The organism is Curtobacterium sp. KBS0715 (genome assembly GCF_005938005.2).
Classification (GTDB): Bacteria; Actinomycetota; Actinomycetes; order Actinomycetales; family Microbacteriaceae; genus Curtobacterium; species Curtobacterium flaccumfaciens.
Map to the genome: position 1 here is coordinate 1,890,118 of NZ_VCCA02000001.1, position 23,262 is coordinate 1,913,379.

General features: G+C 71.3%; 22 protein-coding genes. 8 read left to right on the forward strand and 14 right to left on the reverse strand.

What is annotated here, in order from left to right; all coding sequences use genetic code 11:
• Positions 1–104: 104 nt before the first annotated feature.
• The 3 genes from FFG40_RS09105 to FFG40_RS09115 form a co-directional block, all read right to left on the reverse strand.
• Complete coding sequence (locus tag FFG40_RS09105; protein WP_138802953.1) at positions 105–1,220, reverse strand: sugar ABC transporter substrate-binding protein; 1,116 nt, start codon at positions 1,218–1,220, stop codon at positions 105–107.
• 149 nt (positions 1,221–1,369) lie between these two features.
• Positions 1,370–2,542 (reverse strand): ROK family transcriptional regulator, encoded by a 1,173-nt coding sequence (locus FFG40_RS09110; protein ID WP_071246751.1) that lies wholly within the window; start codon positions 2,540–2,542, stop codon positions 1,370–1,372.
• 116 nt (positions 2,543–2,658) lie between these two features.
• Positions 2,659–3,594, reverse strand: a complete 936-nt coding sequence (locus tag FFG40_RS09115; protein ID WP_138802954.1) for a ketopantoate reductase family protein — start codon at positions 3,592–3,594, stop codon at positions 2,659–2,661.
• Positions 3,595–3,671: 77 nt separating this feature from the next.
• Here FFG40_RS09115 and FFG40_RS09120 point away from each other — a divergent pair, with 77 nt between their 5' ends.
• Positions 3,672–4,238 (forward strand): TetR/AcrR family transcriptional regulator, encoded by a 567-nt coding sequence (locus FFG40_RS09120; protein WP_138802955.1) that lies wholly within the window; start codon positions 3,672–3,674, stop codon positions 4,236–4,238.
• A 4-nt stretch (positions 4,239–4,242) separates the two neighbouring features.
• Here the strand turns inward: FFG40_RS09120 and FFG40_RS09125 are convergent, their stop codons facing one another.
• The 4 genes from FFG40_RS09125 to FFG40_RS09140 are packed head-to-tail and all read right to left on the reverse strand — an operon-like array spanning position 4,243 to position 8,012.
• Positions 4,243–5,187: a hypothetical protein gene (locus tag FFG40_RS09125; RefSeq protein ID WP_260678841.1), complete on the reverse strand. Its 945-nt coding sequence runs from the start codon at positions 5,185–5,187 to the stop codon at positions 4,243–4,245.
• A complete protein-coding gene (locus tag FFG40_RS09130) occupies positions 5,184–6,146 on the reverse strand; it encodes an NAD-dependent epimerase/dehydratase family protein (RefSeq protein WP_138802956.1) in 963 nt (320 codons plus the stop codon). The genes FFG40_RS09125 and FFG40_RS09130 overlap by 4 nt, the downstream gene beginning before the upstream one ends.
• Positions 6,143–6,790 carry a MerR family transcriptional regulator gene (locus FFG40_RS09135; RefSeq protein ID WP_138802957.1) on the reverse strand — a complete coding sequence of 216 codons (648 nt, stop codon included), beginning with the start codon at positions 6,788–6,790 and terminating at the stop codon, positions 6,143–6,145. The genes FFG40_RS09130 and FFG40_RS09135 overlap by 4 nt, the downstream gene beginning before the upstream one ends.
• A 40-nt stretch (positions 6,791–6,830) precedes the next feature.
• Positions 6,831–8,012, reverse strand: coding sequence for an epoxide hydrolase family protein (locus FFG40_RS09140; RefSeq protein ID WP_138802958.1), 1,182 nt, complete (start codon positions 8,010–8,012; stop codon positions 6,831–6,833).
• 92 nt (positions 8,013–8,104) lie between these two features.
• On the opposite strand from FFG40_RS09140, the gene FFG40_RS09145 reads away from it, so the two are divergent.
• Together FFG40_RS09145 and FFG40_RS09150 are read left to right on the forward strand one after the other, a co-directional pair.
• Positions 8,105–8,698 carry a MarR family winged helix-turn-helix transcriptional regulator gene (locus tag FFG40_RS09145; RefSeq protein ID WP_071404274.1) on the forward strand — a complete coding sequence of 198 codons (594 nt, stop codon included), beginning with the start codon at positions 8,105–8,107 and terminating at the stop codon, positions 8,696–8,698.
• Positions 8,695–9,615, forward strand: coding sequence for an NmrA family NAD(P)-binding protein (locus tag FFG40_RS09150; RefSeq protein ID WP_138802959.1), 921 nt, complete (start codon positions 8,695–8,697; stop codon positions 9,613–9,615). The genes FFG40_RS09145 and FFG40_RS09150 overlap by 4 nt, the downstream gene beginning before the upstream one ends.
• Here the strand turns inward: FFG40_RS09150 and FFG40_RS09155 are convergent.
• Together FFG40_RS09155 and FFG40_RS09160 are read right to left on the reverse strand one after the other, a co-directional pair.
• Positions 9,584–9,901 carry a hypothetical protein gene (locus FFG40_RS09155; RefSeq protein ID WP_138802960.1) on the reverse strand — a complete coding sequence of 106 codons (318 nt, stop codon included), beginning with the start codon at positions 9,899–9,901 and terminating at the stop codon, positions 9,584–9,586. The two genes, FFG40_RS09150 and FFG40_RS09155, sit on opposite strands and share 32 nt — an antisense overlap.
• Before the next feature lie 251 nt (positions 9,902–10,152).
• A complete protein-coding gene (locus FFG40_RS09160; RefSeq protein WP_260678842.1) occupies positions 10,153–10,509 on the reverse strand; it encodes a nuclear transport factor 2 family protein in 357 nt (118 codons plus the stop codon).
• 158 nt (positions 10,510–10,667) lie between these two features.
• Here FFG40_RS09160 and FFG40_RS09165 point away from each other — a divergent pair, with 158 nt between their 5' ends.
• The gene (locus tag FFG40_RS09165; protein WP_185974147.1) at positions 10,668–11,822 is read left to right on the forward strand and encodes a low temperature requirement protein A; all 1,155 of its coding nucleotides are present in this window, start codon (positions 10,668–10,670) and stop codon (positions 11,820–11,822) included.
• A 71-nt stretch (positions 11,823–11,893) separates the two neighbouring features.
• Here FFG40_RS09165 and FFG40_RS09170 read toward each other — a convergent pair whose 3' ends face one another.
• A complete protein-coding gene (locus FFG40_RS09170) occupies positions 11,894–13,723 on the reverse strand; it encodes a BCCT family transporter (RefSeq protein ID WP_260678843.1) in 1,830 nt (609 codons plus the stop codon).
• 352 nt (positions 13,724–14,075) lie between these two features.
• On the opposite strand from FFG40_RS09170, the gene FFG40_RS09175 reads away from it, so the two are divergent.
• From FFG40_RS09175 to FFG40_RS09190, 4 genes are read left to right on the forward strand one after another with little or no spacing between them, the layout of a single operon-like run.
• Positions 14,076–15,347, forward strand: a complete 1,272-nt coding sequence (locus FFG40_RS09175; RefSeq protein WP_138802961.1) for an ABC transporter substrate-binding protein — start codon at positions 14,076–14,078, stop codon at positions 15,345–15,347.
• A gap of 25 nt (positions 15,348–15,372) precedes the next feature.
• Entirely contained in the window at positions 15,373–16,329 is a 957-nt protein-coding gene (locus FFG40_RS09180) for a carbohydrate ABC transporter permease (RefSeq protein ID WP_138802962.1), read from the forward strand.
• A complete protein-coding gene (locus FFG40_RS09185) occupies positions 16,326–17,237 on the forward strand; it encodes a carbohydrate ABC transporter permease (RefSeq protein WP_111024510.1) in 912 nt (303 codons plus the stop codon). The genes FFG40_RS09180 and FFG40_RS09185 overlap by 4 nt, the downstream gene beginning before the upstream one ends.
• Positions 17,238–17,247: 10 nt before the next feature.
• On the forward strand, positions 17,248–19,770 hold the full coding sequence (locus FFG40_RS09190; RefSeq protein WP_138802963.1) for a TIM-barrel domain-containing protein: 2,523 nt from the start codon (positions 17,248–17,250) through the stop codon (positions 19,768–19,770).
• 69 nt (positions 19,771–19,839) lie between these two features.
• On the opposite strand, the gene FFG40_RS09195 is transcribed toward FFG40_RS09190, so the two are convergent.
• The 4 genes from FFG40_RS09195 to FFG40_RS09210 all read right to left on the reverse strand — a co-directional run bounded on the left by FFG40_RS09195 (position 19,840) and on the right by FFG40_RS09210 (position 23,168).
• Positions 19,840–20,886: a LacI family DNA-binding transcriptional regulator gene (locus FFG40_RS09195; RefSeq protein WP_081827195.1), complete on the reverse strand. Its 1,047-nt coding sequence runs from the start codon at positions 20,884–20,886 to the stop codon at positions 19,840–19,842.
• A 68-nt stretch (positions 20,887–20,954) separates the two neighbouring features.
• The gene (locus tag FFG40_RS09200) at positions 20,955–21,668 is read right to left on the reverse strand and encodes a GAF and ANTAR domain-containing protein (RefSeq protein WP_138802964.1); all 714 of its coding nucleotides are present in this window, start codon (positions 21,666–21,668) and stop codon (positions 20,955–20,957) included.
• Positions 21,665–22,378: a GAF and ANTAR domain-containing protein gene (locus tag FFG40_RS09205; protein WP_138802965.1), complete on the reverse strand. Its 714-nt coding sequence runs from the start codon at positions 22,376–22,378 to the stop codon at positions 21,665–21,667. Before FFG40_RS09205 ends, FFG40_RS09200 begins: the two co-directional genes overlap by 4 nt.
• Positions 22,371–23,168 (reverse strand): helix-turn-helix transcriptional regulator, encoded by a 798-nt coding sequence (locus tag FFG40_RS09210; protein WP_138802966.1) that lies wholly within the window; start codon positions 23,166–23,168, stop codon positions 22,371–22,373. The genes FFG40_RS09205 and FFG40_RS09210 overlap by 8 nt, the downstream gene beginning before the upstream one ends.
• Positions 23,169–23,262 lie beyond the last annotated feature (94 nt).

Sequence of the window (23,262 nt, forward strand, 5' to 3'; positions counted from 1 at the left end):
GCTGGTGACGCGTTGCTCACGGGTGTCGTGCTCACGGGTGTCGTCCTCGATCGGTGAGGCCCGCCCGGTCCGCAGTCGGACCGGGCGGGCAGAGGGGGTCGGACCTACTTGATGCCGGCGCTGTCGCAGGCTGCCTTGTACTGCGCGGTGCAGATCTTCGACACCTCGTACAGGCCGTCCTTGACGACCGTCGACTGGACGTTGTCCGCGGTGACGGCGACCGGGTCGAGCAGCGTCGACTGGACGCTCGCGCCCCCGGCGGTGTCGACGGTGGTGTCGCCCTTCGGCGTCTCACCCTTCGCGAACTGGATCGCCAGGTCGGCGGCCTTCGACGCCTCGGGCTTGAAGGCCTTGTAGACGGTCATGTACTGCTCACCGGCGAGGATCCGCTGGATGCCCGCGAGTGAGGCGTCCTGCCCGGTGACGGGCGGGAGCTCGGTGACACCGGCCGACTTCAGGGCCGCGATGACGCCGCCGCCGGTGTCGTCATTCGCCGCGTAGACGCCGGTGATCTTGTCCTTGCCGAGCTTGCTGATCTGACCGGCTGCCCAGTCCTGCGCCTTGGCCGGGTCCCATCCGGGTGTGTCGTACTCGGCGAGCACCTTGTAGCCGCTGTCGTCGATGACCGAGTGCGCGCCCTTCTTGAACTGCGAGGCGTTGTTGTCGGTGGGGGACCCGTTCACCATGATGATGCCCGAGCCCTCCGGGACCTTCTTCGCCTTGAGGGCGTCGACCAGGGCCTGGCCCTGCAGCTCACCGACCTTCTCGTTGTCGAACGAGATGTAGTAGCTCAGGTCGGGGCTGTTGATGAGCCGGTCGTAGGAGATCACCGGCACCTTCTTGGCCTTCGCCTGCTGGACGATGGATGCTGCGGCCTCGCCGTCGAACGGGTCGAGGACCAGGACCTTGACGCCCTGCGTGAGCATCGACTGGGCCTGCTGCAGCTGCTTCGACGCGTCGCCGTCGGCGTTCGCGTAGATGACCGAGCAGCCGCTGCACTGCTTCTTCACCTCGGCGGTGAAGAGCGGGCGGTCGGCGCTGGCGTAGCGGGCGGTGACGGAGTCGGGCAGGAGCAGGCCGATCTTGGCCTTCGACGCGTCCCCGCCGCCTCCGCCGGAACCGGTCCCGGCGTCCGCGCCGTTGGAACAGCCCGCCAGGGTGGTGATCGCGAGCAGCAGGGCGCTGACGCCCAGCATCGCTCGTGTGGTGGATTTCTTCATTGAAACGTCCTCCAACAGTGGACCGCCCCCATCGGCGGTGCCCTGAGTGTGACAGCGAGCGTTCTTGGCTGCAAGAGTTGAACGCAAGGACCGCGCGCCGTGACGAAAACGTTATCCGGAGGGCGCGGGGCGCCCCGGCTCGCCCGTGCCTATCGTGCGCGCGTCACGTCCACGGCTTCGATCGCCAGGGCCAGCGCGCCGGTCACCGAGGCCTTCTCACCGAGCTGCCCCTGCACCACGTCCGGCGTGCCGTCCACGTCGACGATCAACGACGACTCGAGGGCGTGCCGCATCGGGCCGAGCAGGAGTTCCCCGGCCCGTGCGAACTCGCCCGTGACCACCACCCGCTCCGGGTCGAGGACGTTGCAGAGCCCCACCGCCGCCGAACCGATCGCCCGCCCGGCGTCGGCCACGGCGCGCATGCAGACCTGGTCGCCGCCCATCGCGCGCAGGATCAGGTCCGCCAGCTTCAGGGTGCCGACCTCGTCGCGGACACCCTCGAGCACGGCGGGCGCGCCGGCGATCGCCTCGAGGCACCCACGGTTGCCGCACCGGCACAGGGGTCCGTTCGGCAGGACGGGGGTGTGCCCGAACTCGCCGGCGATGCCGTGGTGCCCGCGGAACAGGTGCCCGCCCAGCACGAGTCCGGCGCCGATGCCGTTGCCGACGTCGAGCGTCACCACGGTGTCGCGGCCGCGGGCCGCCCCGCTCCGGTGTTCCGCCAGGGCGGCGAGGTTGGCCGAGTTGTCGACCTGCACGGGCTTGTCCATCCGCCGGGCGAGCGACTGGCCGAGCGCGATGCCGTCCCAACCCCGCAGGATCCCGCCGCGGGCCGTCATCCCGGTGCGGGCGTCGATCGGGGCGGCCACGGCGAGGCCGACTGCGAGCACCTCGTCCATCGACGACTCGATCGACTCCACCATGTCCAGCACGAGCAGCGCGGTCTTGTCGAGCTCGGCGTCGGCGCGGTGGTCACGGGCCAGGGGCATGTGCCGCTCGGCCAGGACGGCGCCGTTCAGGTCCGACAGCGCCAGCCGCAGGTGCCGCGGCGAGACGTGCACCCCGGCGACCAGCCCGAGGCCGTGCGGCAGGGTCACGCGGAGCGCCCGGCGGCCGCTCGAGGTGCTCGGCGTCGCGTGCAGGGCACCGGTCGCGACGAGTTCCTTGACGATGTTCGAGACGGTCGCGGGGGAGAGTCCGGTCACCCCGGCGAGCTCGACCTGCGTCAGCCCGCCGTGCCGCTTCACCGCGCTGACGACCCGACCCCGGTTGGCTTCACGCAGTGAAGCTTGGTTCCCCGGACTGCGGCGCGGCTCTGACACGGGGACAGCGTAACGGGCGGGTTCGGAACGCTCGCCGTGACGGCCTGGAGGCACGGTGCCAGCTGGCGCCGGGCCTCCAGGCCGTGGGCGGTCCGGTCCAGGGCCCGCACCCGCCGTCAGACGCGTCGCGCAGCGCGGTCGAGGCGCGGGGTCGGGATGCCCAGGGTCTCGGCGGTGCGCCGGACGTCCTCGAGGACCGCGAGGGGTTCGGCGGCGGTCGGGTCGTCGTGCGCGGCGAGGCTCGCACGCGCGATCGGGACGAGCGCCGTGGCCGCGGCGACGAGCGTTGCCGTCGTCCCCGGCAGCCGGACGGGCATGGTCGTGGAGCGGTGTCGGGAGAGGTCGACGCCCCGTGCCTGCAGGACCGGGAGGAGTTCCCGACCGATCAGGAACGCCTCGCGGAGCGCCTGCCGATCCCCGACCATCGTCGCCAGGCCACCGCTCTGCAGTGCCTGTGCGAGCATGCCGGCGTCGAGCACGAAGTGCAGCCACAGCCATCCGCGGATGTCGTCCTCGTCCTGCACGGTGAACCCCGCCCGCTGGAACACCGACCGCACCAGCTCCCGCCGGTCCGGAGCCGCGCCCGTCGTCCCGAGCCGGACCGAACGGAGGACGGCACCGTGCAGGACCCCGTCGGCGTCGAACCCGCCGCCGGCTCCCGGGAACCCGAACAGCACCCGGTCCGCGGCGAGCGGTGCGACCGCGGCGAGGGGTTCGTCCCACACGTTGCCGAGGACCAGCACCGTGGCGTCACCGATGTGGGGTGCCAGGGTGGCCACGGCCTCCTGCAGTCGGTGGTGGCCGACGCTGAGGACGACGAGGTCGTACGCGTCGTCTGTGTCGATCGACTCGACCAGTCGCGTCGGCGACGTCGATCGGGTCCGCCGACCCAGGGGTCCGCGGCGGCCGTCGATGACGTCGGTCTGCACGGTGTCGCCGTACTCGGCAGCGCGCCCGGGTCGCACCAGGTGGTCGACCTGGTGCCCGGAGCGCTGGAAGGCGTGGCCGTAGATCGTGGCGATGACGCCCCGTCCGAGCATGAGGATCCGCATCAGGCACCTGTCCGCTAGTCTGGAGACGATCTCCACTTGGAAGATATGGAGATTGTTTCCACTTGTCAAGGAGCGCCGTGCCGGTCGAGGAACCCCTGCCTGCCGCGAAGCCGATGCGCGCCGACGCCCGTCGGAACCGCGACGCGATCGTGGCCGCTGCCCGGACGGCGTTCGAGCGTGACGAGCAGCTGCGCTTCGACGACTTCGCCGGACGCGCCGGCGTCGGTGTCGGCACGCTCTACCGACACTTCCCGACGCGTGAAGCGCTGGCGGCGGCGGTCTACCGGGGCGAGGTCGACGTCCTCTGCCAGCGTGCTCGTGACTCGACGCGGCCAGCGGCTGAGAGCCTCGACGACTTCCTGCGCGGGTTCGTGGAGTACGTGGTCGACCATGCGGCGCTCGCCCGCACCCTCGCCGCCGTGGTCGACGCCACCACGCAGGCCGAGGGTGGGGGCGACCTGGAGCGGACACTCGCCGAGCTGATGGCGCGCGCGGCAGGTGACGGGACGATCCGGTCCGACGTCGCCCCCGGGACGGTGCTCATGCTGCTGCACGGCATCGGGGCCGGGATCGATCGCCCCGGGTGGGCGACGGAAGCCCGTGCAGCCGCCGACCTGGTCTCCCGAGGGCTCCGGACCCGCTGATCCGTCAGCGCGGTCGCGCTGCCGGAGCGGTGCGGGCACGGAGCAGCACGGCCGCGCTCGCAGTTGCGGCGAGCACGACGAGTGACCACGCCACCGCGGCCACCGTGCCGGCGGGGTGGACCACCGACTGTCCGACCGCGGCCTGCACGGTGAGGAGCACGGTGCCCGCCGCCCACGTGACCGCGACGACGACCACGATCCGGACCTGCGTGGTCGGGTGTGCCAGCCACGGCAAGTGCCGACCGGCGGCGGCGACGAGGAGTGCCACCAGCGGGAGCACCTGCAGGGCGTGCATGCCGACGAAGTGGGCGACCCGGTAGTCACCGCCGACGGTGCTCCACCCGAGCAGCGGCACCCCGGGGCCGCCGTCCGCTATCCCCACCGTGTGGGCGCCGACGATCCCGTCCGGGGCGGTGAGCTGGGTGGGGGTCGGGCCGGTCATCAGGAACGCGACCCCGATGCCGAGGAGCGCGATGACGGCACCGGCGCGGACGGCGACCGTCAGTGCCGGGGTGGGCAGGCGCAGGAAGAACAGCGCGATCGAGGTGACGAAGGTGCAGAGGTAGAGCGTCGTGATCGCCACCGCCATCACCGCCCACACCACCACGTGCACGCTGTTCGACACGTTGAAGTGACTCGTCGTGCCGGTCGCGGCGGCCCACACGATGAGCACCTGTTCGACCACCAGGGCCATGGCCACCACGGTGCCGAGTCGGCGAGCGAGCGTCCGCCACTTCGGCAGGTGGGCGATGAGCCACGCCCAGGTGACGGCGTAGAGCAGGATCGACAGCGAGAACTTCAGGGGCTTCATCCACGCCGGTGCCCCGAGGATGGTCCGGGGATCCACGACGAGTCCGACGAGACAGACCGCGGTGGACACGACCATCAGGCCGGCCACGGCCATGAGTGCCGGGTGCCACGCGACCGCTCGACGGACGGCGGCGATCACCGGGTCACGCTCCGGGCGTGCAGCAGGGCGGCGGCCACGACGTCGGCGGTGGGGGTCGGGTGCACGCCGAACGTCTGCTCGAACGCCGACGAGTCGAACACGTAGGGGTCGGTGTACTGGTACCGCAGCTCGAGCGTCTCCCGGGCGGACGTGGCGAACAGTGCACCGAGGCGCAGCGTGGCCGACGACATCACGGCGGTGTCGGCGGCGGGGACCCCGGCGAGCTCGACGTACTGCCGACCGGTCAGCGCTGGAGCGGTCGGCAGGTGCCAGGTCCGGCCCGTCGCACGGTCGTCGGTACCGAGGGTCACGAGTGCGTCGCCGATGTCGGTCGTGGCGGTGAGGGAGTGCGGTTGGTCGGCGTCGAGCAGCCAGGTCGGGCGCTTGCCGGCGGCGATCCGGTCGACGACGAAACCGTTGAACACGCTCGTCGTCGCGCCGGGGCCGGTGAAGTCGGCGCTCCGCCCGACGGTGACGGCCAGTCCGCGGTCGGCCGCGGTCCGCAGCCGCTCGAGGGCGGCCGCGCGCACCGCACTTTTCCGACCGGACGGGTTGATCGGGGTCGCCTCGGTCATCGGCCCGGACACGCGGCCGTAGGCGTAGACGTTGTCGAGGTACACCAGGTGGGTACCCTCGGCCAGTGCTGCTCCGACGGTGTTGTCGACGATCCTCGGCCACTGGTCCGCCCAGACCCCCGACGAGTACGGCAGGCCGGCGACGAGGTACGCGACGTCGGCGCCGTGCAGCACGCGGCGGACGGCGGTGGGGTCGAGCAGGTCGGCGATGACGTGGTCGGTGCGGGCGTTGCCGCTCTCGCTCTCGTTGTTGCCTGCCGTTGCTGTTGTCGACGGGCGCCGGCCGACGGACACGGCGGCGACGTCGTGCTCGCGCAGTGCACGGAGTGTCTCGCGCCCGACGACACCGTTGCCGCCCAGGACGACGTGCAGCGGAGCGGTCATGCGCCGGCCTCGTCCGTGTCGGCGACGGGGAACAGGTCGTGGGTGGCGTCCTGCTGCGCCAGGCGCCGGAGTCCTGCGAAGAGCGGATCGCCGAGGACGGTGCCGATCACCATCAACTCCGCCATCGCGGTCCGGCCGTCGCGGTCCTGCAGCGCGGCGACGTCAGCACGTGCCGCGCTCGCCGCTGCCGACACGTAGGCGTCGAGGTAGTCGTCCGGAGCGTCGAACCCGATGGTGCGCAGCCCGTCGAGCGCCCGGGCCGCGGTCTCGAGTCCCGGGTTGTCCGACGTCGCGCACCAGCCGGCGGCCGACACCCGTTCCTCGATCCGGGCGCGGGCCTCCGGGGTCGCCTCGGACTCGGGGGAGCGCGGGGTGGTCATGGCGTACTGGGCGACGGCGAAGACCTCGGCCAGCGGTGCGGTCTCGGCGTCGAGCACGGCCAGGACCTGCTTCGTCACGGCGACCGAGAGCCCGCCGGTCTCCAGGAGTGCCCGGACGAGCCGGACCCGTTCGACGTGCCGGTCGTCGTAGGCGGTCTGGTTCGGCGCCGACTTCTCGCCGGGGGGCAGGAGGCCTTCGCGTTGGTAGTACTTGACGGCGGTGACCGGCGTGGACGCCGCTCGGGCAAGTTCAGATATTCGCACTATCGGAGAGTAGCGGTATCTACTCTCGGTCCACAAGGCATCAGCGCAGGTTCCGGAAGGTCGCACGGACGTCGTCGACGAGTAGCTCCGGCTGTTCGAGCATCGCGAAGTGCCCGCCGCGCGCGACCTCGTTGAAGAACACCAGGTCGGTGTACCGGCGCGCTGCCCAGCGGCGCGACCGGCGGACGTACTCGCCCGGCATGATGCTCAGGCCGACGGGCAGGGTCAGTGGATCCTCGACGGTGCCCGGGGTGGCCCAGCCGGTGCGGGTCGCCTCCCAGTAGATGCGCGCCGCGGACGCGGCGGTGTTCGGTAGCCAGTACAGCATGACGTCGTCGAGGATCTCGTCGAGCGGGAAGAGCCGCTCCGCATCGCCGTGTTCGTCGTGCGAGCCGCCGACGTCCTGGAACATCGCGTAGATCCACGACGCCAGCCCGACGGGGGAGTCCGCCAACGAGTACCCGATGGTCTGCGGGCGGGTCGACATCTGCTGCGAGTAGGCCGACAGCTCCTGCCAGTAGTGGCCGCTCTCCTGCAGCATGACCTGTTCGTCGGGGGACGCGTTCCGGGCCTCGTCGTCCGTCGGCATGAACAGCGCCATGTTGAGGTGGATCCCCGCGAGTCCGATGTCCCCGGCGTCCTGCAGGGCTGCGAGCTCCGCGGTGACGGTGGCGCCGAGGTCACCGCCCTGGGCAAACCAGTCCGTGTACCCGAGCCGGGACATCAGCACCGACCAGGCTCTCGCGGTCCGGGCGGTGTTCCACCCGGTGGTCGTCGGCTTCCCGGAGAAGCCGAACCCGGGCAGGCTCGGGATCACGACGTGGAACGCGTCCGCCGCGTCGCCGCCGTGCGTCACCGGGTCGGTGAGTGGACCGATCGCGTGGCGGAACTCCAGGACGGAACCGGGCCAGCCGTGGGTGAGCAGGAGCGGGCGGGCACCGGGGACGGCGGACCGGACGTGCAGGAAGTGGACCTCGAGCCCGTCGATCCGGGTCGTGTGCTGGCCCCAGGTGTTCAGCAGTGCCTCGGTCCGGCGCCAGTCGTACTCCGTCGTCCAGTGCTCGACGAGGGCGCGGACCTTCTCGAGTCGGGGTCCCTGCGAGGTGTCCTCGACGGTCTCGGCATCGGGCCAGCGGGTGGCCAGCAGACGGCGGCCCAGGTCGTCGAGCTCCGCCTGGGGGACGTCGAGGGTGAACGGGGTGATGGCTGCGGTGTCCGACATGGGGTCCTCGGTGCTCGGCGTCAGGGCGGCTGTCCGTCTTGATCGCAGATGATCTTTGCACAAGACGATCTTGTTCCGGTACGGTCTCCGATATGGACAGTCCGACGCCGACCGATGCACTCCCCGAGATCGACTGGGGTGCCGAGGGCATCGAATCCGAACTCGGGTGGGCGCTGCCGCTGGCGCTCCAGGGCTTCACGCGGCTGGGTAGTGAGGCGGTCGCCGACGTGCCGGGTGGTCCCCGTGGCTACCAGGTGCTCGTCGCGACCACCACCGAGGAACCGTCGTCGCAACTCGGACTCGCGCAGCGCCTCGGGATCGACAAGACCCAGATGACCTACATCGTCGACGCGCTCGAGGCGGGCGGGTTCGTCGAACGTCGCCCCGCCCCGACGGACCGGCGGGTGCGGCAGGTCCACCCCACCGACGCCGGCCGTGCCCTGCTCGCCCGGACACGGTCCGCCCTGCGCGGCGCCGAGGGCGTGCTCATGCGGCACCTCGACGACGACGAACAGACGACGCTCCGCCGGCTGCTGGCCCGCGTCGCGCTCACCGCCGGGCTCGGCACCGCCGGACCGGACCAGGCAGACCCCACGTTCCAACACCCCCTCGCCGTCCCGGAGCGATCCCGACGGCGCACCGCGACGACCACGTCGACCACCACTGCAGTGAGGCCTCGCCCATGACCACCACCATCCTCGTCGCCGGCGCCACCGGCGACCTCGGGCACCGCATCGTCCGCGAGCTCACCCAGCACGACGTGCAGGTCCGGGTCCTCACCCGGCCCGGCAGCAGGACCGCCGCAGAACGCTTCGGCGACGACGCCCGTGTCGACGTCGTCGCCGCCGAGTACGGCGACCACGACGCCCTGACCCGGGCCGTCAGCGGGGCCGACGTCGTGGTCTCCGCCGTGAGCGGGACACGTCCGGTGATCGTCGACGCCCAGCGCGCGCTGCTCGCCGCGACCGTGGCGGCGGGCGTCCGGCGGTTCATCCCGTCCGACTACTCGGCCGACTACCGGCGGATCGCACCGGGCACCAACCGCAACTTCGAGCTGCGGCGCGAGTTCGCCGCCGACCTCGATGCGGCCCCGGTGCAGGCGACCTCGATCCTGACCGGCATGTTCACCGACCTGCTGACCGGCGAGGCCCCGATGATCCTGTCCGGCCGTCGGCTCGTGCTGTTCTGGTCGTCGGCGGACCAAGTGCTCGACTTCACCACGAAGGACGACGTCGCCCGGGTCACGGCCCTCGCCGCCCTGGACGACGATGCTCCGCGGGTGATCGAGATGGCGGGCGACCAGGTCACCGCCCGCGACGTCGCACGCACCATGAGCGAGCTGACGGGGGAGCGCTTCCGGCTGCAGTGGGCCGGCACCACCGGCACCCTGTCCGCGATGAGCGCCGTCGGCCGGCGCCTGTCGAAGGACCCCGACGAGACGTTCCCGGCATGGCAGGGGATGCAGTACTTCGTGAGCATGTTCAGCGGGCAGGCCCAGCTGCACCACGTCGACAACGATCGCTACGGCGTGCAGTCGTGGACGAGCGTCCGTGACGTGCTCCGCGCACACCTCAGCGGACAGGGCCACCCGGCGACGGACTGACGGGCGCGGTGTGCGGTCGTCGGCGGCGGAGCAGGAACGCGAGACCGACGACGACGACCGGCACCAGCGCGAGCGCGGCGAGCCAGACGAGGACGTCCCACTCGGGTGAGAGCGGCACGCCGAGCGCGCTCGACGAGGTCCGCCAGACCTGGTCGCCGGGCCCCTCGTGCTCGTCGACCCCGGTGACCGGGAACAGCAGTGCCGTCACGATCGACCAGCCCACCAGCACCACGACGGCGATCAGCGTCCAGGGACGCGGACTCGCCGCAGGGCCCGTGCTCGTCATCGGACGTCCACCGCGTTCGTGGCCCACCCCACCGCTCGTTCCACCGTGCGCTCCGTCCTGTTCGCCATCGGTCGCTCAACCATGCCGCACGCCGGGCCGCACCGGTGTCTCGATCCGGCAACGACTCGACCGTACCGACAGGCGGACGGGAGGCCCGGTGCCAGCTGGCACCGGGCCTCCAGTCCGTCAGCCGCTCACGGTGACCGCATCGCTCGCGCCCGACGATCGCCACCAGCTGCGGGTGGTGGCGGTCAGTCGGTCAGCAGCGTGTAGACCTTCGCGATGGCATCGCCCTCGATGAAGCAGATGTCCATGCCGGACACGACGGGCGGTGCTCCCTCGGGGCCGAAGTGCCAGGCGAGGTACCCCATCCCGTGGTTCTCGTAGACCGGGCCGGCCGCCGAGAACACGAACCCGGGAGCCTCGTCGAGCAGGCGCTGCGCCTTGGCGTGCAGGGCCTCGTGCCCGGTGACGACCTCGTCCGGGTCCAGGAACACGACGTCCGGGGCGTAGGTCCGCTCGATCGCGGCGCGGCGGCGCTCCGGGTCCCGTTCCCCGAACACCTCGAACAGGTTGGCGTGCATGAGCGATTCGAGCGGTTGCGACATCGTGTCTCCGTCGGTTGTCGGCTGTTCGGTCAAGTGTGTGGCAAACACGGGTTCGCTGCGACGGATCGTCGGCCGGACGCGGCCCGACCCGACGGGATTCGACCGATCCGCCACACGCGCGTCGGCACGGCGTCGGGCCGGGCCCTACCGTTGGCCCCATGCCGACCATCGGACTGCGCCGGATGGTGCCGCGCGACCCCGACCAGCGACACCGGGCGGCGAGCCCCCTCGAGCTCCTGTTCGACCTGGTGTTCGTCGTCGCGGTGGGCTTCGCCGCGACGAACCTGCACGAGATCGAGCTCGAGGGACACGTCACCTCCGCCGTCCTGGCCTACGGGCTGGTGTTCTTCTCGATCTGGTGGGCGTGGATGAACTTCACGTGGTTCGCAACGTCGTTCGACACCGACGACTGGCTCTACCGCGTGATGACCTTCGTGCAGATGGCCGGGGTGCTCGTCCTCGCCGCCGGGGTGCACGCGGCCATGGTGGAGAACGACTTCACGATCGGCATCATCGGCTACGTCGTCATGCGGCTGGCCCTGGTCGGGCAGTGGATCCGCGCCGCCGCGTCCTCCACCCGCCACCGCCGGACCGCCACCCTGCACGCCGTCGGCATCACGGTCGTGCAGGTGCTCTGGGTGGTCTCCCTGGCCCTGCCCGACGACGTCTGGTCCTACGCGGCACCGTTCCTCGTGCTCGCCGAGCTGGCCGTGCCGATCTGGGCGCAGACCTCGACGGGGACGGCCCCGTGGCACACCCGGCACCTGGCGGAGCGGTTCTCCCTGTTCACCCTCATCGTCCTCGGCGAGGGGCTGGTGGCCTCGGCCGGCGCGGTGATCGACGCCGTCGCGCACACCGAGCACCTCGGAGCCCTGCTGGCGCTCGCCGGCTGCGGGCTCGTGATCACCGTCGGCATGTGGTGGATCTACTTCTCCCGCGAGCAGCACGCGCACATCCGCTCGCTGCCCACCGCGCTCGTGTTCGGTTACGGCCACTACTTCGTCTTCGCCGCCGCCGGTGCCCTGCCGGCCGGCATCGAGGTCGCGGTCAGCGCCGACGCCGGACACGTCGCACTGTCGTCCGCCTCGGTCGCCGCGACCGTCGCGGTGCCGGTCGCCGTGTTCGTGCTCTCGATCTGGGCGCTCGCGATCCGGCCGTCGCTGTCGGCCCGGGCCAACGCGGTCGTGGTGGCCCTGGTGCTCGTGGTCCTCGCGTCGATCGCGGTGCCGGCGGTGTCGCTGCCGGTCACGGCGCTCGCCGTGGTGGCGGTCGTCGTGACCCTCGAGGTGGCGTCCGCACGGACCGACACCTGACGGACGACGGGAGGCACGGTGCCAGCTGGCACCGTGCCTCCCGTCCGTCAGGTGGTCGCGTCGACCGCCCGTCAGCGCTCGGGCTGCTCCGTCGCGGGTCCGTCGGCCGACGTCGGACGTGCGTCGAGGCTCGGGTCGACCGCCGGGTCCGCCGAGATCGACGACGGCCGCACGGGGAAGTCCTCGAGCGCACCGGCCTCCACCGACGGGGACGTGGTTCCGCGACCGCCGCGGACGCGGTTCTTCACCGCGGCCCACGGACGGCCGAGGCCGGACCGTGCCGGACGTTCGGTCGGCGCCTCGACCTCGAGGCCGTAGTAGGCGCCGACGTGCTCGAGCAGGACCTCGCGCTCGGCCTTGTCGTAGGCACGGCGCTCGCGGGAGAAGGCGATGATCGTCGACCAACAGGTGAGCAGCAGGACGATGCTGAACGGCAGCGCGGTCGTGATCGCCGCCGTCTTCAGCGCGTTCAGTCCACCGCTGAGCAGCAGGGCGACGGCGAGCAGCGCAGCGACACCGGCGAAGAAGACCCGCAGCCAGTTCTTCGGCTCGATGTCACCGCCCGACGCGATCATCGCCATCACGAGCGACCCGGAGTCCGACGAGGTCACGAAGAACACGCCGATCAGCAGGATCGCGCCGTAGGTCAGGACCATGCCGGCGGGGAGGTCACCGAGGACCGCGAACAGCGACCCCTCGATGTCGACCGAGCCGTCCGAGCCGATCAGGCCGCCCGAACCGTCGGTCTGGCGGTGGATCGCGGTGCCGCCCAGGACGGCGAACCACAGGAACGTGAGCGCGGTCGGCACCAGCAGGACGCCGAACACGAACTGTCGGACGGTGCGGCCCTTGGAGATGCGGGCGATGAAGACACCGACGAACGGCGCCCACGACATCCACCAGCCCCAGTAGAAGGTGGTCCAGGCGCCCTGCCAGGCCTCGCCCTCGGCGCCCTGCTGGGCGGTGACGTTGAACGACAGGCCGACGATGTTCTGCAGGTAGGAGCCGATCGACTGCACGAAGTCGCGGAGCAGGAACTGCGTCGGGCCGACGATGAGCACGAAGAGCAGTAGCGCAGCGGCGAGCAGCAGGTTGAAGTTCGACAGGATCTTCATGCCCTTGGTCACGCCGGTGACGAGCGAGACGATCGTGACGGCGGTGATCACCGCGATGATGGCGATCTGGCTGACGATGCTGCTGTCGGCGATGCCGGCGCTCTCGAGCCCGGCGCCGATCTGGATGACGCCGAGGCCGAGCGAGGTCGCGACGCCGAAGAGCGTGCCGACCAGGGCGATCACGTCGATCAGGTTGCCCCAGCCGCCGCGCACGCGGTTGCCGAGCAGCGGTTCGAGGGCCCAGCGGATCGACACCGGACGACCCCGGCGGTGGATCGCGTACGCCAGGGCCAGGCCGAGGACGACGTAGATCGCCCACGCGTGCAGGCCCCAGTGCAGGAACGTCTGGGTCAGTGCCTGCTGCGCGAGCTCCTTCTCGGTGCCGGTGACGCCGGGGCGCGGGGAAGCGAAGTGGCTGAGGGGCTCGGAGACCCCGTAGAAGACGAGGCCGATGCCCATGCCGGCGGCGAAGAGCAGTGCGAACCACGAACCGGTCGAGAACTCGGGCTCGTCCTGGTCCTTGCCGAGCTTGATGTCACCGAAGCGGCTGAAGCCGACGAACAGCGAGAAGCCGACGAAGAACGCGGCGATCAGCACGTAGTACCAGCTGAAGTTCTTGACGATGCCGTCCTGCAGACCGAGGAACAGCGCCTCGGCGGTGGAGGGGGAGATCAGGGTGAAGGCCACGAACCCCAGCACGATGACGGCGGCGGGCCAGAACACCCACCGCCGCAACTGCGGCGTCGTGGTCACGGGTCCGGGCAGGGGAGGAGTGGTGCTTGCCATCTCTCCATGGTGCCTGCTCGCGATCCTGTGTGTTCGCCCAGGCGTGTCGTGAGGGTGCCGGGGCGTGCCCGGTGCGAGGTTCCACACTCCGTGCGGCGCTGCGGGCGCCGCACGGAGTGCGCAGCCTCGCACCAGGCGGCGGCGCGCGGCAGTGGACGCGCTGCGCGGCGGCCGGGAGGCGCGGGGCGGGCTGGCACCGTGCCTCCCGTCCGTGGGGCGCACCGACCAATGCCACATGCGATTACAACGTTGACGTACGCTTTACAGCGCTGTAAACAGGAGCCTGCGCGACGATGCGCAACGAGGGAGAGACCCGATGGTGGGAAGCAGGACCGCAACACTCCAGGCGGCGGTGAGCCGGCGGGGGTTCCTCGCGGGCGCGGCCGGTGGCATCGCACTCGGCACGATGGCGCTCGCCGGGTGCGCGACCCCGGGGCGTGCCGCCGGTGGTGCCACGACGCTCCGCTTCTACGAGCAGAAGCAGGAGGTCATCGCGTACTTCGACAAGCTGCTGCGGAGGTTCGAGGGGGAGCACACCGGCATGTCGGTCGTGCACGACAGCACGGCGGCCATCGCCCCGCAGTTCGTCCGCGGCGAACCGGCGGACGTCGGGTGCTTCAACGACAACCTCGAGCTCGCCCGGTACATCTCGCGCGGCGTGCTCAGCGACCTCAGCGACCTGCCGTCGGCAGCGCGGGGCCGACCCGACATCGACACCCTGACGAACCAGTACGCGGAGTTCGAGGACCGCACGAGCGTGCTGCCGTACTCGCTCGCGGCGGCCGGGGTGATCTACAACAAGCGGATCTTCGCCGAGCACGACCTGCCGGTCCCGACGACGTGGGACGAGTTCGTCGAGGTCTGCCGGACGCTGCAGGAGGCCGGCATCACGCCGATCTACGCCACCGACCGGGACACCTGGACGCTCTGGCAGGGCCTGTTCGACTACTCGGTGGGCAGCCTCGTCGACACCGGCTCGTTCTTCCGGAAGATGAAGGCCCTCGGCGCCGACGTCGGTCCGGACTCCGAGGTGTCGTTCGAGAAGGACTTCGCGGTGCCGATGGAGCGCGCGAAGACCATCTCGTCGTTCTTCAACCGCGACCACGCCACCCGGGCCTACGCCGACGGCAACCTGGCGTTCGGCAAGGGCGAGGCCGCGATGTACCTGCAGGGCCCGTGGGCGCTCGGGCAGATCGCGCTGATCGACGACGAGCTGCCCGTCGGCACCTTCGCCCTGCCGGTGTCGAACGACCCGGCCGACCGCAAGGCGCGCGTCAACATCGACCTCGGGCTCTGGATCCCCACGGCGTCCGAGCACCCGGAGCAGGCGAAGGAGCTCGTCGAGTTCCTCATGCAGCCCGAGGTCATCGACGCCTACAACCGCGACAACCTGGCGTACTCGCCCCGTATCGACGCACCGCCGCAGCAGGACGAGCGCCTCGCCGGCCTGCAGCAGTACGTCGACGACGCGGCGTTCTACCAGGGCGCCGGCACCTTCATCCCCACGTCGATCCCGCTCGGCAACTACCTGCAGTCGGCGATCCGGAGCGGGGACTTCACCTCGATGCTGCAGCGGCTCGACTCGGACTGGCGGCGGCTCGCCGGCCGTTCCGCGACGGTCTGAGCCGGACCAGGACACAGGAGTCACCATGACCATGCAGACCCCGCTCTCCCGCGACACCGACCCGGCAACGTCCGGACCGGCGACCGCGGCGTCCCGTACGCACCGTCGTGTGGGTTCCCTCCACCGGACGGAGGGCATGTACTACCTGTTCCTCGTGCCGGCCCTCGTGCTGTTCACGGCGTTCGTCGTCGTCCCCGCCTGCGTCGGCGTCTTCTACAGCTTCACCGACTACCTGGGGTTCGGGCAGTGGGACTTCATCGGCGTCGAGAACTACAGGGCGCTCGTCTCCGACCCGGCGATCCTGGCGTCGTACGGCTTCACGCTCGGCTTCGCGGCCGTCACCGTCGTCGTCACGCAGGTCGTGGCGCTGTCCCTGGCGATCGCGCTGGCGAAGAAGATCCGGTTCGCCGCCGGGTTGCGGTCGGTGTTCGTCATCCCGATGGTGATCTCCGGGATCATCGTCGCCTACGTGTTCAACTTCCTGTTCTCGAACACCGTGCCGGCCCTGGCCACGAGCGTCGGTTTCGGCCCGCTCGAGCAGAGCATCCTCGGCGACCCGAACCTCGCCTGGCTCGCGATCGTGATCGTGTCCGCCTGGCAGACCGTGCCCGGCGCGCTCCTCATCTACACGGCGGGCCTGACGTCGATCCCCGAGGAGCTGTACGAGGCCAGTGCGCTCGACGGTGCGACCGGCTGGAAGCAGCTCCGCTCGATCACGCTCCCGCTGCTCGGCGGCTTCATCGTCATCAACACCGTGCTCGGCGTGAAGGGCTACCTCGGCGCCTACGACGTGATCGTCGGTCTGACCAACGGCGGTCCCGGCAGCGCGACGAGCAGCGTCGCGATGACCATCTTCGGCGGCTTCACCGGCGGCGACTACGCCTACCAGATGGCGAACGCGACCGTGTTCTTCATCATCACCGTCCTCATCTCCGTGCTGCAGCTCGCGGCGACCCGCGGAAGGAACCTGCGACTCGCATGACCGCCATCGACACACGACCCCCGACCGACACCCGCGCCGTGACCACCGGCGGCGGCGGTCGCTCTGGCCGCGGCCACCGCCGACGACTGGGCGGCACGAACTGGACGCTGACCGTGGTCCTCGGCCTCGCGTCGCTGACCGTGCTCATCCCGCTGTACGTGACGCTCTCGATGGCGTTCAAGACGACCGAGCAGTCCGTCGACGGCAACGCCCTCTCGCTGCCGTTCCCGTTCAACCCGGGCTCGTTCGCCGAGGCCTGGCAGCTGACCCGGTTCCCGGTGTCCTTCTCGGTGTCCCTGGGCGTCGCGGCGCTCACCGTCGTCGCGACGCTGCTGCTCAGCTCGTTCGCCTCGTACGCGATCGTCCGGAACTGGCACAAGCGGTTCTTCCGGTACTCGTTCGTCTACCTGCTCGCGGCGATGTTCCTGCCGTTCCCGGTGGTGGCGCTGCCGCAGATCAAGCTGACCGCCGAGATCGGCCTCGACAACCCGATCGGCGTCGGGATCCTGCACGCCATGTTCCAACTCTCGTTCAGTGTGCTGCTCTACTCGGCGTACCTGCGGTCGATCCCGGTCGAACTCGAGGAGAGCGCCCGCATCGACGGGGCGTCCACGTGGCAGATCTTCTGGCGGATCATCCTGCCGCTCCTCGGCCCGATGAACGCGACGGTCGGCATCTTCGCGTTCCTGGCATCGTGGAACGACTTCATGATGCCGTCGCTCATCACGGCGGATCCGGGGTTGCAGACCCTGCCCGTGGTGCAGAACATCTTCCAGAGTCAGTTCGGCACCAACTACAACGTCGCCTTCGCTTCGTACCTGATGGCGATGGCGCCCACGATCATCGTCTACCTGTTCGCGCAGCGCTGGGTCATCAGCGGCGTGACGCAGGGCGCGGTCAAGAGCTGAGAGGCACCACGTGAGCAGCAGCACCACCGGCACCACCGGCACCACCGGCACCACCAGCACCACCGGCGCGGTCCTCCCCACCATCCGTCCGTTCCCGGGGTCGGACCCCGTCGCCGACCCCGCAGCCGTCGTCACCGGCGACCACTGGCGCATCACCGTGCTCGACGCCGGGGCGTTCCGCATCGAGTGGAGCGACGACGGCGGGTTCGAGGACCGGGCGTCGACCTTCGCGATGCGCCGCCGCCTGCCCGTGCCGACGTTCACCGTGGAGCGGACGGCCGCGGCCGACGGCACCGGCACCGACGGCACCGCCGCCGGCATCGTCGTCACCACCGACCGCGCCCGCCTGCGCTACGACGGCCGCCCCTTCAGCCCGAGCGGCCTGGTGGTCGAGACCACCGGCCCGGACGCCAACCGCTGGCGCTGGGGGCAGGAGCCGCGCGACCTCGGCGGCACCGGCCGGACCCTCGACGACGTCGACGGCCGGATGCCGCTCGAACCGGGGATCCTGGCCCGCGACGGCATCACCGCGCTCGACGACAGCGAGTCGTTCCTGTTCGCCGACGACGGCTGGATCGGCACGCGGGTCCCCGGGCGCCGCGACGTCACGGTCTTCGCGTACGGCCGCGACTACGACGCTGCGCTCCGCACCTACCACGCCGTCTCCGGGCCGCCGTCGCGGATGCCGCGGTGGGCACTCGGCAACTGGTGGAGCCGGTACCACCCGTACAGCGACACCTCGTACCTCGAGCTGCTGGACCGCTTCGCCGACGAACACCTGCCGTTCTCGGTCGCCGTCATCGACATGGACTGGCACCGGGTGGACTCCGTCCCGCCGCGCTTCGGCAACGGCTGGACGGGGTACTCGTGGGAGCCGTCGCTCTTCCCGGACCCCGAAGCCTTCCTCGCAGAGCTCCACCGCCGGGGGATGCGCACGACGCTGAACCTGCACCCGGCCGACGGCGTGCGGGCGTTCGAGGACGCCTACGCCGCGGTGGCGCGGGCGATGGGCGTCGACCCGGAGACCGAGCAGCCGATCGCGTTCGACCCGACGGACCGGCGGTTCCTGCAGGCCTACTTCGAACAGCTGCACCGCCCGCTCGAGGAGCAGGGCGTCGACTTCTGGTGGATCGACTGGCAGCAGGGTCGTGAGACCGGGTTGCCCGGGGTCGACCCGCTGTGGCTGCTCAACCACTTCCACCTGCTCGACTCGGCGCGACACGCGGCATCGGGTGACGCCGACGCAAGGCCTGACGGCGGCGCGGACACGGCTCCAGACGACGACGCAACAGCAGACCCCGTCGACGGCATGACCTTCTCGCGCTACGCCGGCCCCGGCAGCCACCGGTACGCCGTCGGGTTCTCCGGCGACGCTGTCGTGTCGTGGGCGTCCCTGGCGTTCCAGCCCGAGTTCACCGCCACCGCGGCGAACATCGGCTACCCCTGGTGGAGCCACGACATCGGCGGCCACACCCGCGGCGTCCGCGACGACGAGCTCGCCACCCGCTGGGTGCAGTTCGGGGTGTTCTCGCCGATCATGCGCCTGCACTCCGCGAACAACCCGTTCATCCGCAAGGAGCCGTGGGTGTTCCCCGCCGAGGCCCGCGCCGCGATGGGCGAGGCACTCCGCTTCCGCCACCGCCTGGTGCCCTACCTGCACACCATGAACCACGGCACCGCCGAGGGCACCGCGCTGGTCCGGCCGCTCTACCACCTGGAGCCACGCCGCGACGAGGCGTACCGGGTGCCGAACACCTACGCGTTCGGTTCGGAGCTGCTCGTCGCCCCGATCGTGGCGCCGCGCGACCCGGTCACTCGCCACGGGGTCGCCCGGGCCTGGCTGTCGCCCGGCACCTGGACCGACGTCTTCACCGGCACGGTGTACGCAGGCGACCGGTTCGTCGACCTGCACCGCACGCTCGACACGGTGCCGGTCCTGCTGCGCGCCGGTGGGATCCTGCCGCTCGCGGCGGCCGACCAGCTCGACGCCACCGTCAACCCGACGGCGTTCGAGGTCCTCGTCGCACCGGGTGCGCCCGGCGAGTTCACCCTGGTCGAGGACCACGAGGGCGAGGGCAGCCGCACCGCCCGGACCCGCCTGACCTGGGATCCCGAGCACGCCGAGTTCCGGGTGCACGCCACCACCGGGACCCTCGACGTCGTCCCCGCCCACCGCGACTGGCGGGTCACGTTCCTCGCTGCGCCAGCCGACGGGCAACCGACGTCGGCACACGCGGCCGACCGGTTCTCGGTCGACCTGTCCGTCGACTCGGCGTCGGGCGGATCGGTCGCGCTGGTCGGCGCTCCGGTCGTCGGTGTCGACGCGCGGGAGGCCGTGCGGCGGGTCCTCGAGGGCGCGCAGGCCGGCAACCCGGAGAAGCTCGAGGCGTGGGAGGTCGTGGCGAAGGACCTGCCGCGTGCGGACCGCATCGTCGAGCTCGGCACCGTCGGGCTGCCCGACGCCCTGCGGGACGTCGTCGTCGAGCTGCTCGGCAGCGTGCACCCGGGGGAGTCGGCGCTCGCAGGCCGCTGACGGCACGCGACGGGGGAAGATCCGACTGGAGGCCCGTGGCGGCACCGCCACGGGCCTCCCGTCCGCCGTTCACTCTCCCTGGTGCGCCGCCCGGTCGGACGTGCCGTCCGCGTACGGCGCGCTCTCGCCGACGAGCAGGCGGTGGCCGACCGTGACCAACCGGCCGGGCACGTCGGACCCGTCCATCCGCTCGACCAGCAGGTCGAGCGCGGTGTCGGCGAGGGCGACCGTGTCGGGCGCGACGGAGGTCAGGCTCGGCACCAGGCTCGACCCGAGTCCGACCGCGTCCCACCCGACGACGGCGACGTCGCCGGGGGCGTCCAGGCCGCGCAGGCGCATCGCCCGGAGCGCCCCGAGCGCGGCCAGGTCGTCGCGGCAGAGCAGCCCGTCGACGCGGAGTCCGGCGTCGAGCGCAGCGCCGAAGGCGACCTCGGCACCGGCGGCGTCACCGACCTCGCGGGGGACCAGCAACGCGTCGTCGAGCGGCAGGCCCGCGGCGACGAGTCCGGCGCGGTAGCCGTCCAGACGCAGTCCGGACGTGCGCGACGACGGGCCGGTCTCGTGCCCGAAGAACCCGATGCGGCGGCAGCCGAGTGCGACGAGGTGCGCGACGGCCTCGGTGGCGGCCCCGGCGTTGTCGATGACGACCTGGTCGGCGTGCGGGGGCCGGACGTCCTCGCCGAGGAACACCACGGCGGTGTCCCCGCGGATCCGGTCGATGGCCTCGGGTGTGAGCACCTGCGGGTGGATCACGACCCCGTCGACCACACCGGCCTCACGTCCCCGCACCGCTGAGCGTTCACCGTCGGGGTCGCCGCCGGTCTCCTCGAGCAGGAGCTGGTAGCCGCGGTCGGCGCACACCCGCGAGAACACGTGGGCGAGTTCGGCGAAGTACGGACGCCGCAGGTCGGGGAACGCGAAGGCGAGCATGTTCGAGCGTCCGGTCGCCAGGGACCGGCCCGAGACGTTCGGGCGGTAGCCCAGCTCGTCGATGGCGGCCTGCACCCGGCTGCGCATCGGGTCGCTGACGTGCTGGTAGCCGCGGACGACGTTGGACACGGTCTTCATCGAGACGCCGGCGTGTGCGGCGACGTCCTGCAGTGTGACCTTGCCCATCCGCTCACCGTAGCGGGCGGGACTCGCCGGACGCGTCGGACCGGCCGGGCCGTGCTCGCTCGTGGTCGTCAGGGGACGAGTCGGCGCTGCACGATCGCGCGGGCGACCTCGGAGAGCGGCTCGTGGTGCTCGAGCGCGTACCCGCGGATCACCGCGAAGGCGTCCTCGATCGAGACGCCGCGCAGGTACGACACGACGCCCTTGGCCTGCTCGATGACCTCGCGCGACCCGATGGTCCGCTGCAGTTGCGCGCGGACGACCTCGTGCTCGCGCAGGGAGCGTTCGTGCAGGATACCGATCGTCGCCACGTCCGCCAGGGCCCGGGCGACGCGCAGGTCCGACTCCGCGAGCACACCGACACTTGCACCGAACAGGTTGAGCGTGCCGATGACGTTGCTCCCGAGCCGGAGCGGGACGGCGTGCACCGACCGGAACCCGAGTTCGAGTGCTCCCGTGCGGAACATCGCCCACTCCGCCGGAGCCATCTCGATGTCCGGGCACGTCACGACCCGTCCGGTCGCGAACGAGGTCATGCAGGGGCCGGCCTCGGCATCGAGTTGCAGCACCTCGACGAGCCGGGTCGCCTCGGAGGTGGAGGCCACGACCTCGAGCTCCTGGTCGTCGTTCGCCAGCAGGATGCCCGCGGCGTCGATGCCGAGCACGTCGGCGCACGTCTCGACCAGGGTCTGCAGCAGTTCCACGACGTCGTAGGCGTCCACCAGGGTGTCGGTGAGTGACGTGAACGTCTCGAGGATCCGGGCTTCTCTGCCTGCCGTCGTCACTGGGCCTCCTCGATCAGGTCGCCTCGCTTCTCGAACCGGACCGTGCCGTCGAGGATCTCCTCCGCCACCCGCCGCATCGTCGTCCGACGGGCGAAGGCGTGGCCCTGCAGCAGCAGGTAGGCGTCCTCGGGGCTGATGTCGAGCTGCGCGAGCACGACCCCGGTGGCCTGGTGCACCACGCGCCGCGACGACGGGCTGCGGTCGAGCAGGGCGTCGTCCTCGTCCGCGATGGAGCGGAGTGCCCGGCGCAGGACCCGGCGGCTGACGGCCGAGGCGAGGGTCATCGCCTGCCGCACGGTGTCGTCCTCGATCGTCGCGGGCTCCGTCACGTACACGTCGATCGCGCCGAGCGGGAACGGCCCGAAGGCGACCGGGAACGCGAAGACCGCGCCGACGGGTTCGCTCCGGACGGCATCGTTGAAGGCGGGCCACGCGGCGTTCGGACGCTGCACGAGATCCGTCTCCAGCACAGGGGCATCGGTCGCGAGCGCGGTCCAGCACGGTCCCTCGGACAGGTCGAGCTGGATCTCGTCGATCCGGGTGGCGACCTCGTCGGTCGCGGACACGGTCTCGCTCGGGCACAGGTCACCGAAGGTCGAGATCGAGACACCGCCCATCGGCAGCGCGAGCGCGAACGGCCGACTGAGTTCGTCGTCGGCGATCTCTGCCGACCGGAGCGCACGGAGTGCACGCTCGAATGCGTCATCCATGGGCGCCTTCCCTGCCGTCGCTCGATCCTACGCGCTGGTCGGTGTCGGACGATCCGGACGGCGCAGGCAGGTTCGGCGGTGGGCCGGCGCGCCAGGCCGGCAGCTCTGCGGGTGGGTACGACCCCTGCTCGTCCTGCACCCGCAGCATCGCATCGAGCGCGACGAGGCTCACACCCGGGGTCTCACGCACCGCCGTCCGCACCGCGTTGCCGAGCAGGAACGCCATCAGGTCCTCGCTGCCCCCATCCGGTCGGTAATCGCGCCACGGACCGGCCCCCGCGCGTTGCAGGGCACCGGCGAGCACCGCCTTCGCGTCGTCGACGTCGACCTCGCAGTCGAGCACCAGGCGGAAGCGTCGCTGGTTCCGGTCCGACAGGCTCGGTGCGCCGTCCTCGCCGTCCTCGTCGTCCTCGGGCACGAAGGAGCGCAGCGCCGACGACGGCGCGATGCCGTACGCCGCGCGGAACGCCGCAGCCATCCGGCCCGCGTTGCTGAACTGCCAGCGCTCGGCGATCTCGGCGATCGTCCGTCGGTCCGGCGCTGCCGACGCTGCCTGCAGGTCACGTCGGACCCCCTCGAGGCGCACTGCGCGAAGGAAGATCCCCGGAGACTGCCCGATCTCGGCCTGGAACCGCTTCTGCAGGCTCCGCGGCGACAGCTGCACTGCCGCGGCGACGTCGGCGACGGTGATGTGCGTCGCAGCCTGCTCGTGGACGAACCGCATCGCATCCCGGACCGCACGCGAGAGTCGGGGCGGGCCGTCCTGGGTCGCGCTGCTCCCGTCGCTCATGTGCCGACCGTACGGGACCCGCCGATGGCGCGCTCCCAGGGCTCCGACCGAGGCCCCAGGTGGTGCACCTTGCGCGGTGAGAAGTCAACCCCTG

What these genes read in the sequence shown, in the direction of transcription:
- FFG40_RS09105 (WP_138802953.1), bottom strand. Translation starts at nt 1,220, where the DNA reads ATGAAGAAATCCACCACACGAGCGATGCTGGGCGTCAGCGCCCTGCTG.
- FFG40_RS09115 (WP_138802954.1), bottom strand. Translation starts at nt 3,594, where the DNA reads ATGCGGATCCTCATGCTCGGACGGGGCGTCATCGCCACGATCTACGGC.
- FFG40_RS09130 (WP_138802956.1), bottom strand. Translation starts at nt 6,146, where the DNA reads ATGACCGCTCCGCTGCACGTCGTCCTGGGCGGCAACGGTGTCGTCGGG.
- FFG40_RS09140 (WP_138802958.1), bottom strand. Translation starts at nt 8,012, where the DNA reads ATGTCGGACACCGCAGCCATCACCCCGTTCACCCTCGACGTCCCCCAG.
- FFG40_RS09145 (WP_071404274.1), top strand. Translation starts at nt 8,105, where the DNA reads ATGGACAGTCCGACGCCGACCGATGCACTCCCCGAGATCGACTGGGGT.
- FFG40_RS09150 (WP_138802959.1), top strand. Translation starts at nt 8,695, where the DNA reads ATGACCACCACCATCCTCGTCGCCGGCGCCACCGGCGACCTCGGGCAC.
- FFG40_RS09155 (WP_138802960.1), bottom strand. Translation starts at nt 9,901, where the DNA reads ATGACGAGCACGGGCCCTGCGGCGAGTCCGCGTCCCTGGACGCTGATC.
- FFG40_RS09160 (WP_260678842.1), bottom strand. Translation starts at nt 10,509, where the DNA reads ATGTCGCAACCGCTCGAATCGCTCATGCACGCCAACCTGTTCGAGGTG.
- FFG40_RS09165 (WP_185974147.1), top strand. Translation starts at nt 10,668, where the DNA reads ATGCCGACCATCGGACTGCGCCGGATGGTGCCGCGCGACCCCGACCAG.
- FFG40_RS09170 (WP_260678843.1), bottom strand. Translation starts at nt 13,723, where the DNA reads ATGGCAAGCACCACTCCTCCCCTGCCCGGACCCGTGACCACGACGCCG.
- FFG40_RS09180 (WP_138802962.1), top strand. Translation starts at nt 15,373, where the DNA reads ATGACCATGCAGACCCCGCTCTCCCGCGACACCGACCCGGCAACGTCC.
- FFG40_RS09185 (WP_111024510.1), top strand. Translation starts at nt 16,326, where the DNA reads ATGACCGCCATCGACACACGACCCCCGACCGACACCCGCGCCGTGACC.
- FFG40_RS09195 (WP_081827195.1), bottom strand. Translation starts at nt 20,886, where the DNA reads ATGGGCAAGGTCACACTGCAGGACGTCGCCGCACACGCCGGCGTCTCG.
- FFG40_RS09205 (WP_138802965.1), bottom strand. Translation starts at nt 22,378, where the DNA reads ATGGATGACGCATTCGAGCGTGCACTCCGTGCGCTCCGGTCGGCAGAG.
- FFG40_RS09210 (WP_138802966.1), bottom strand. Translation starts at nt 23,168, where the DNA reads ATGAGCGACGGGAGCAGCGCGACCCAGGACGGCCCGCCCCGACTCTCG.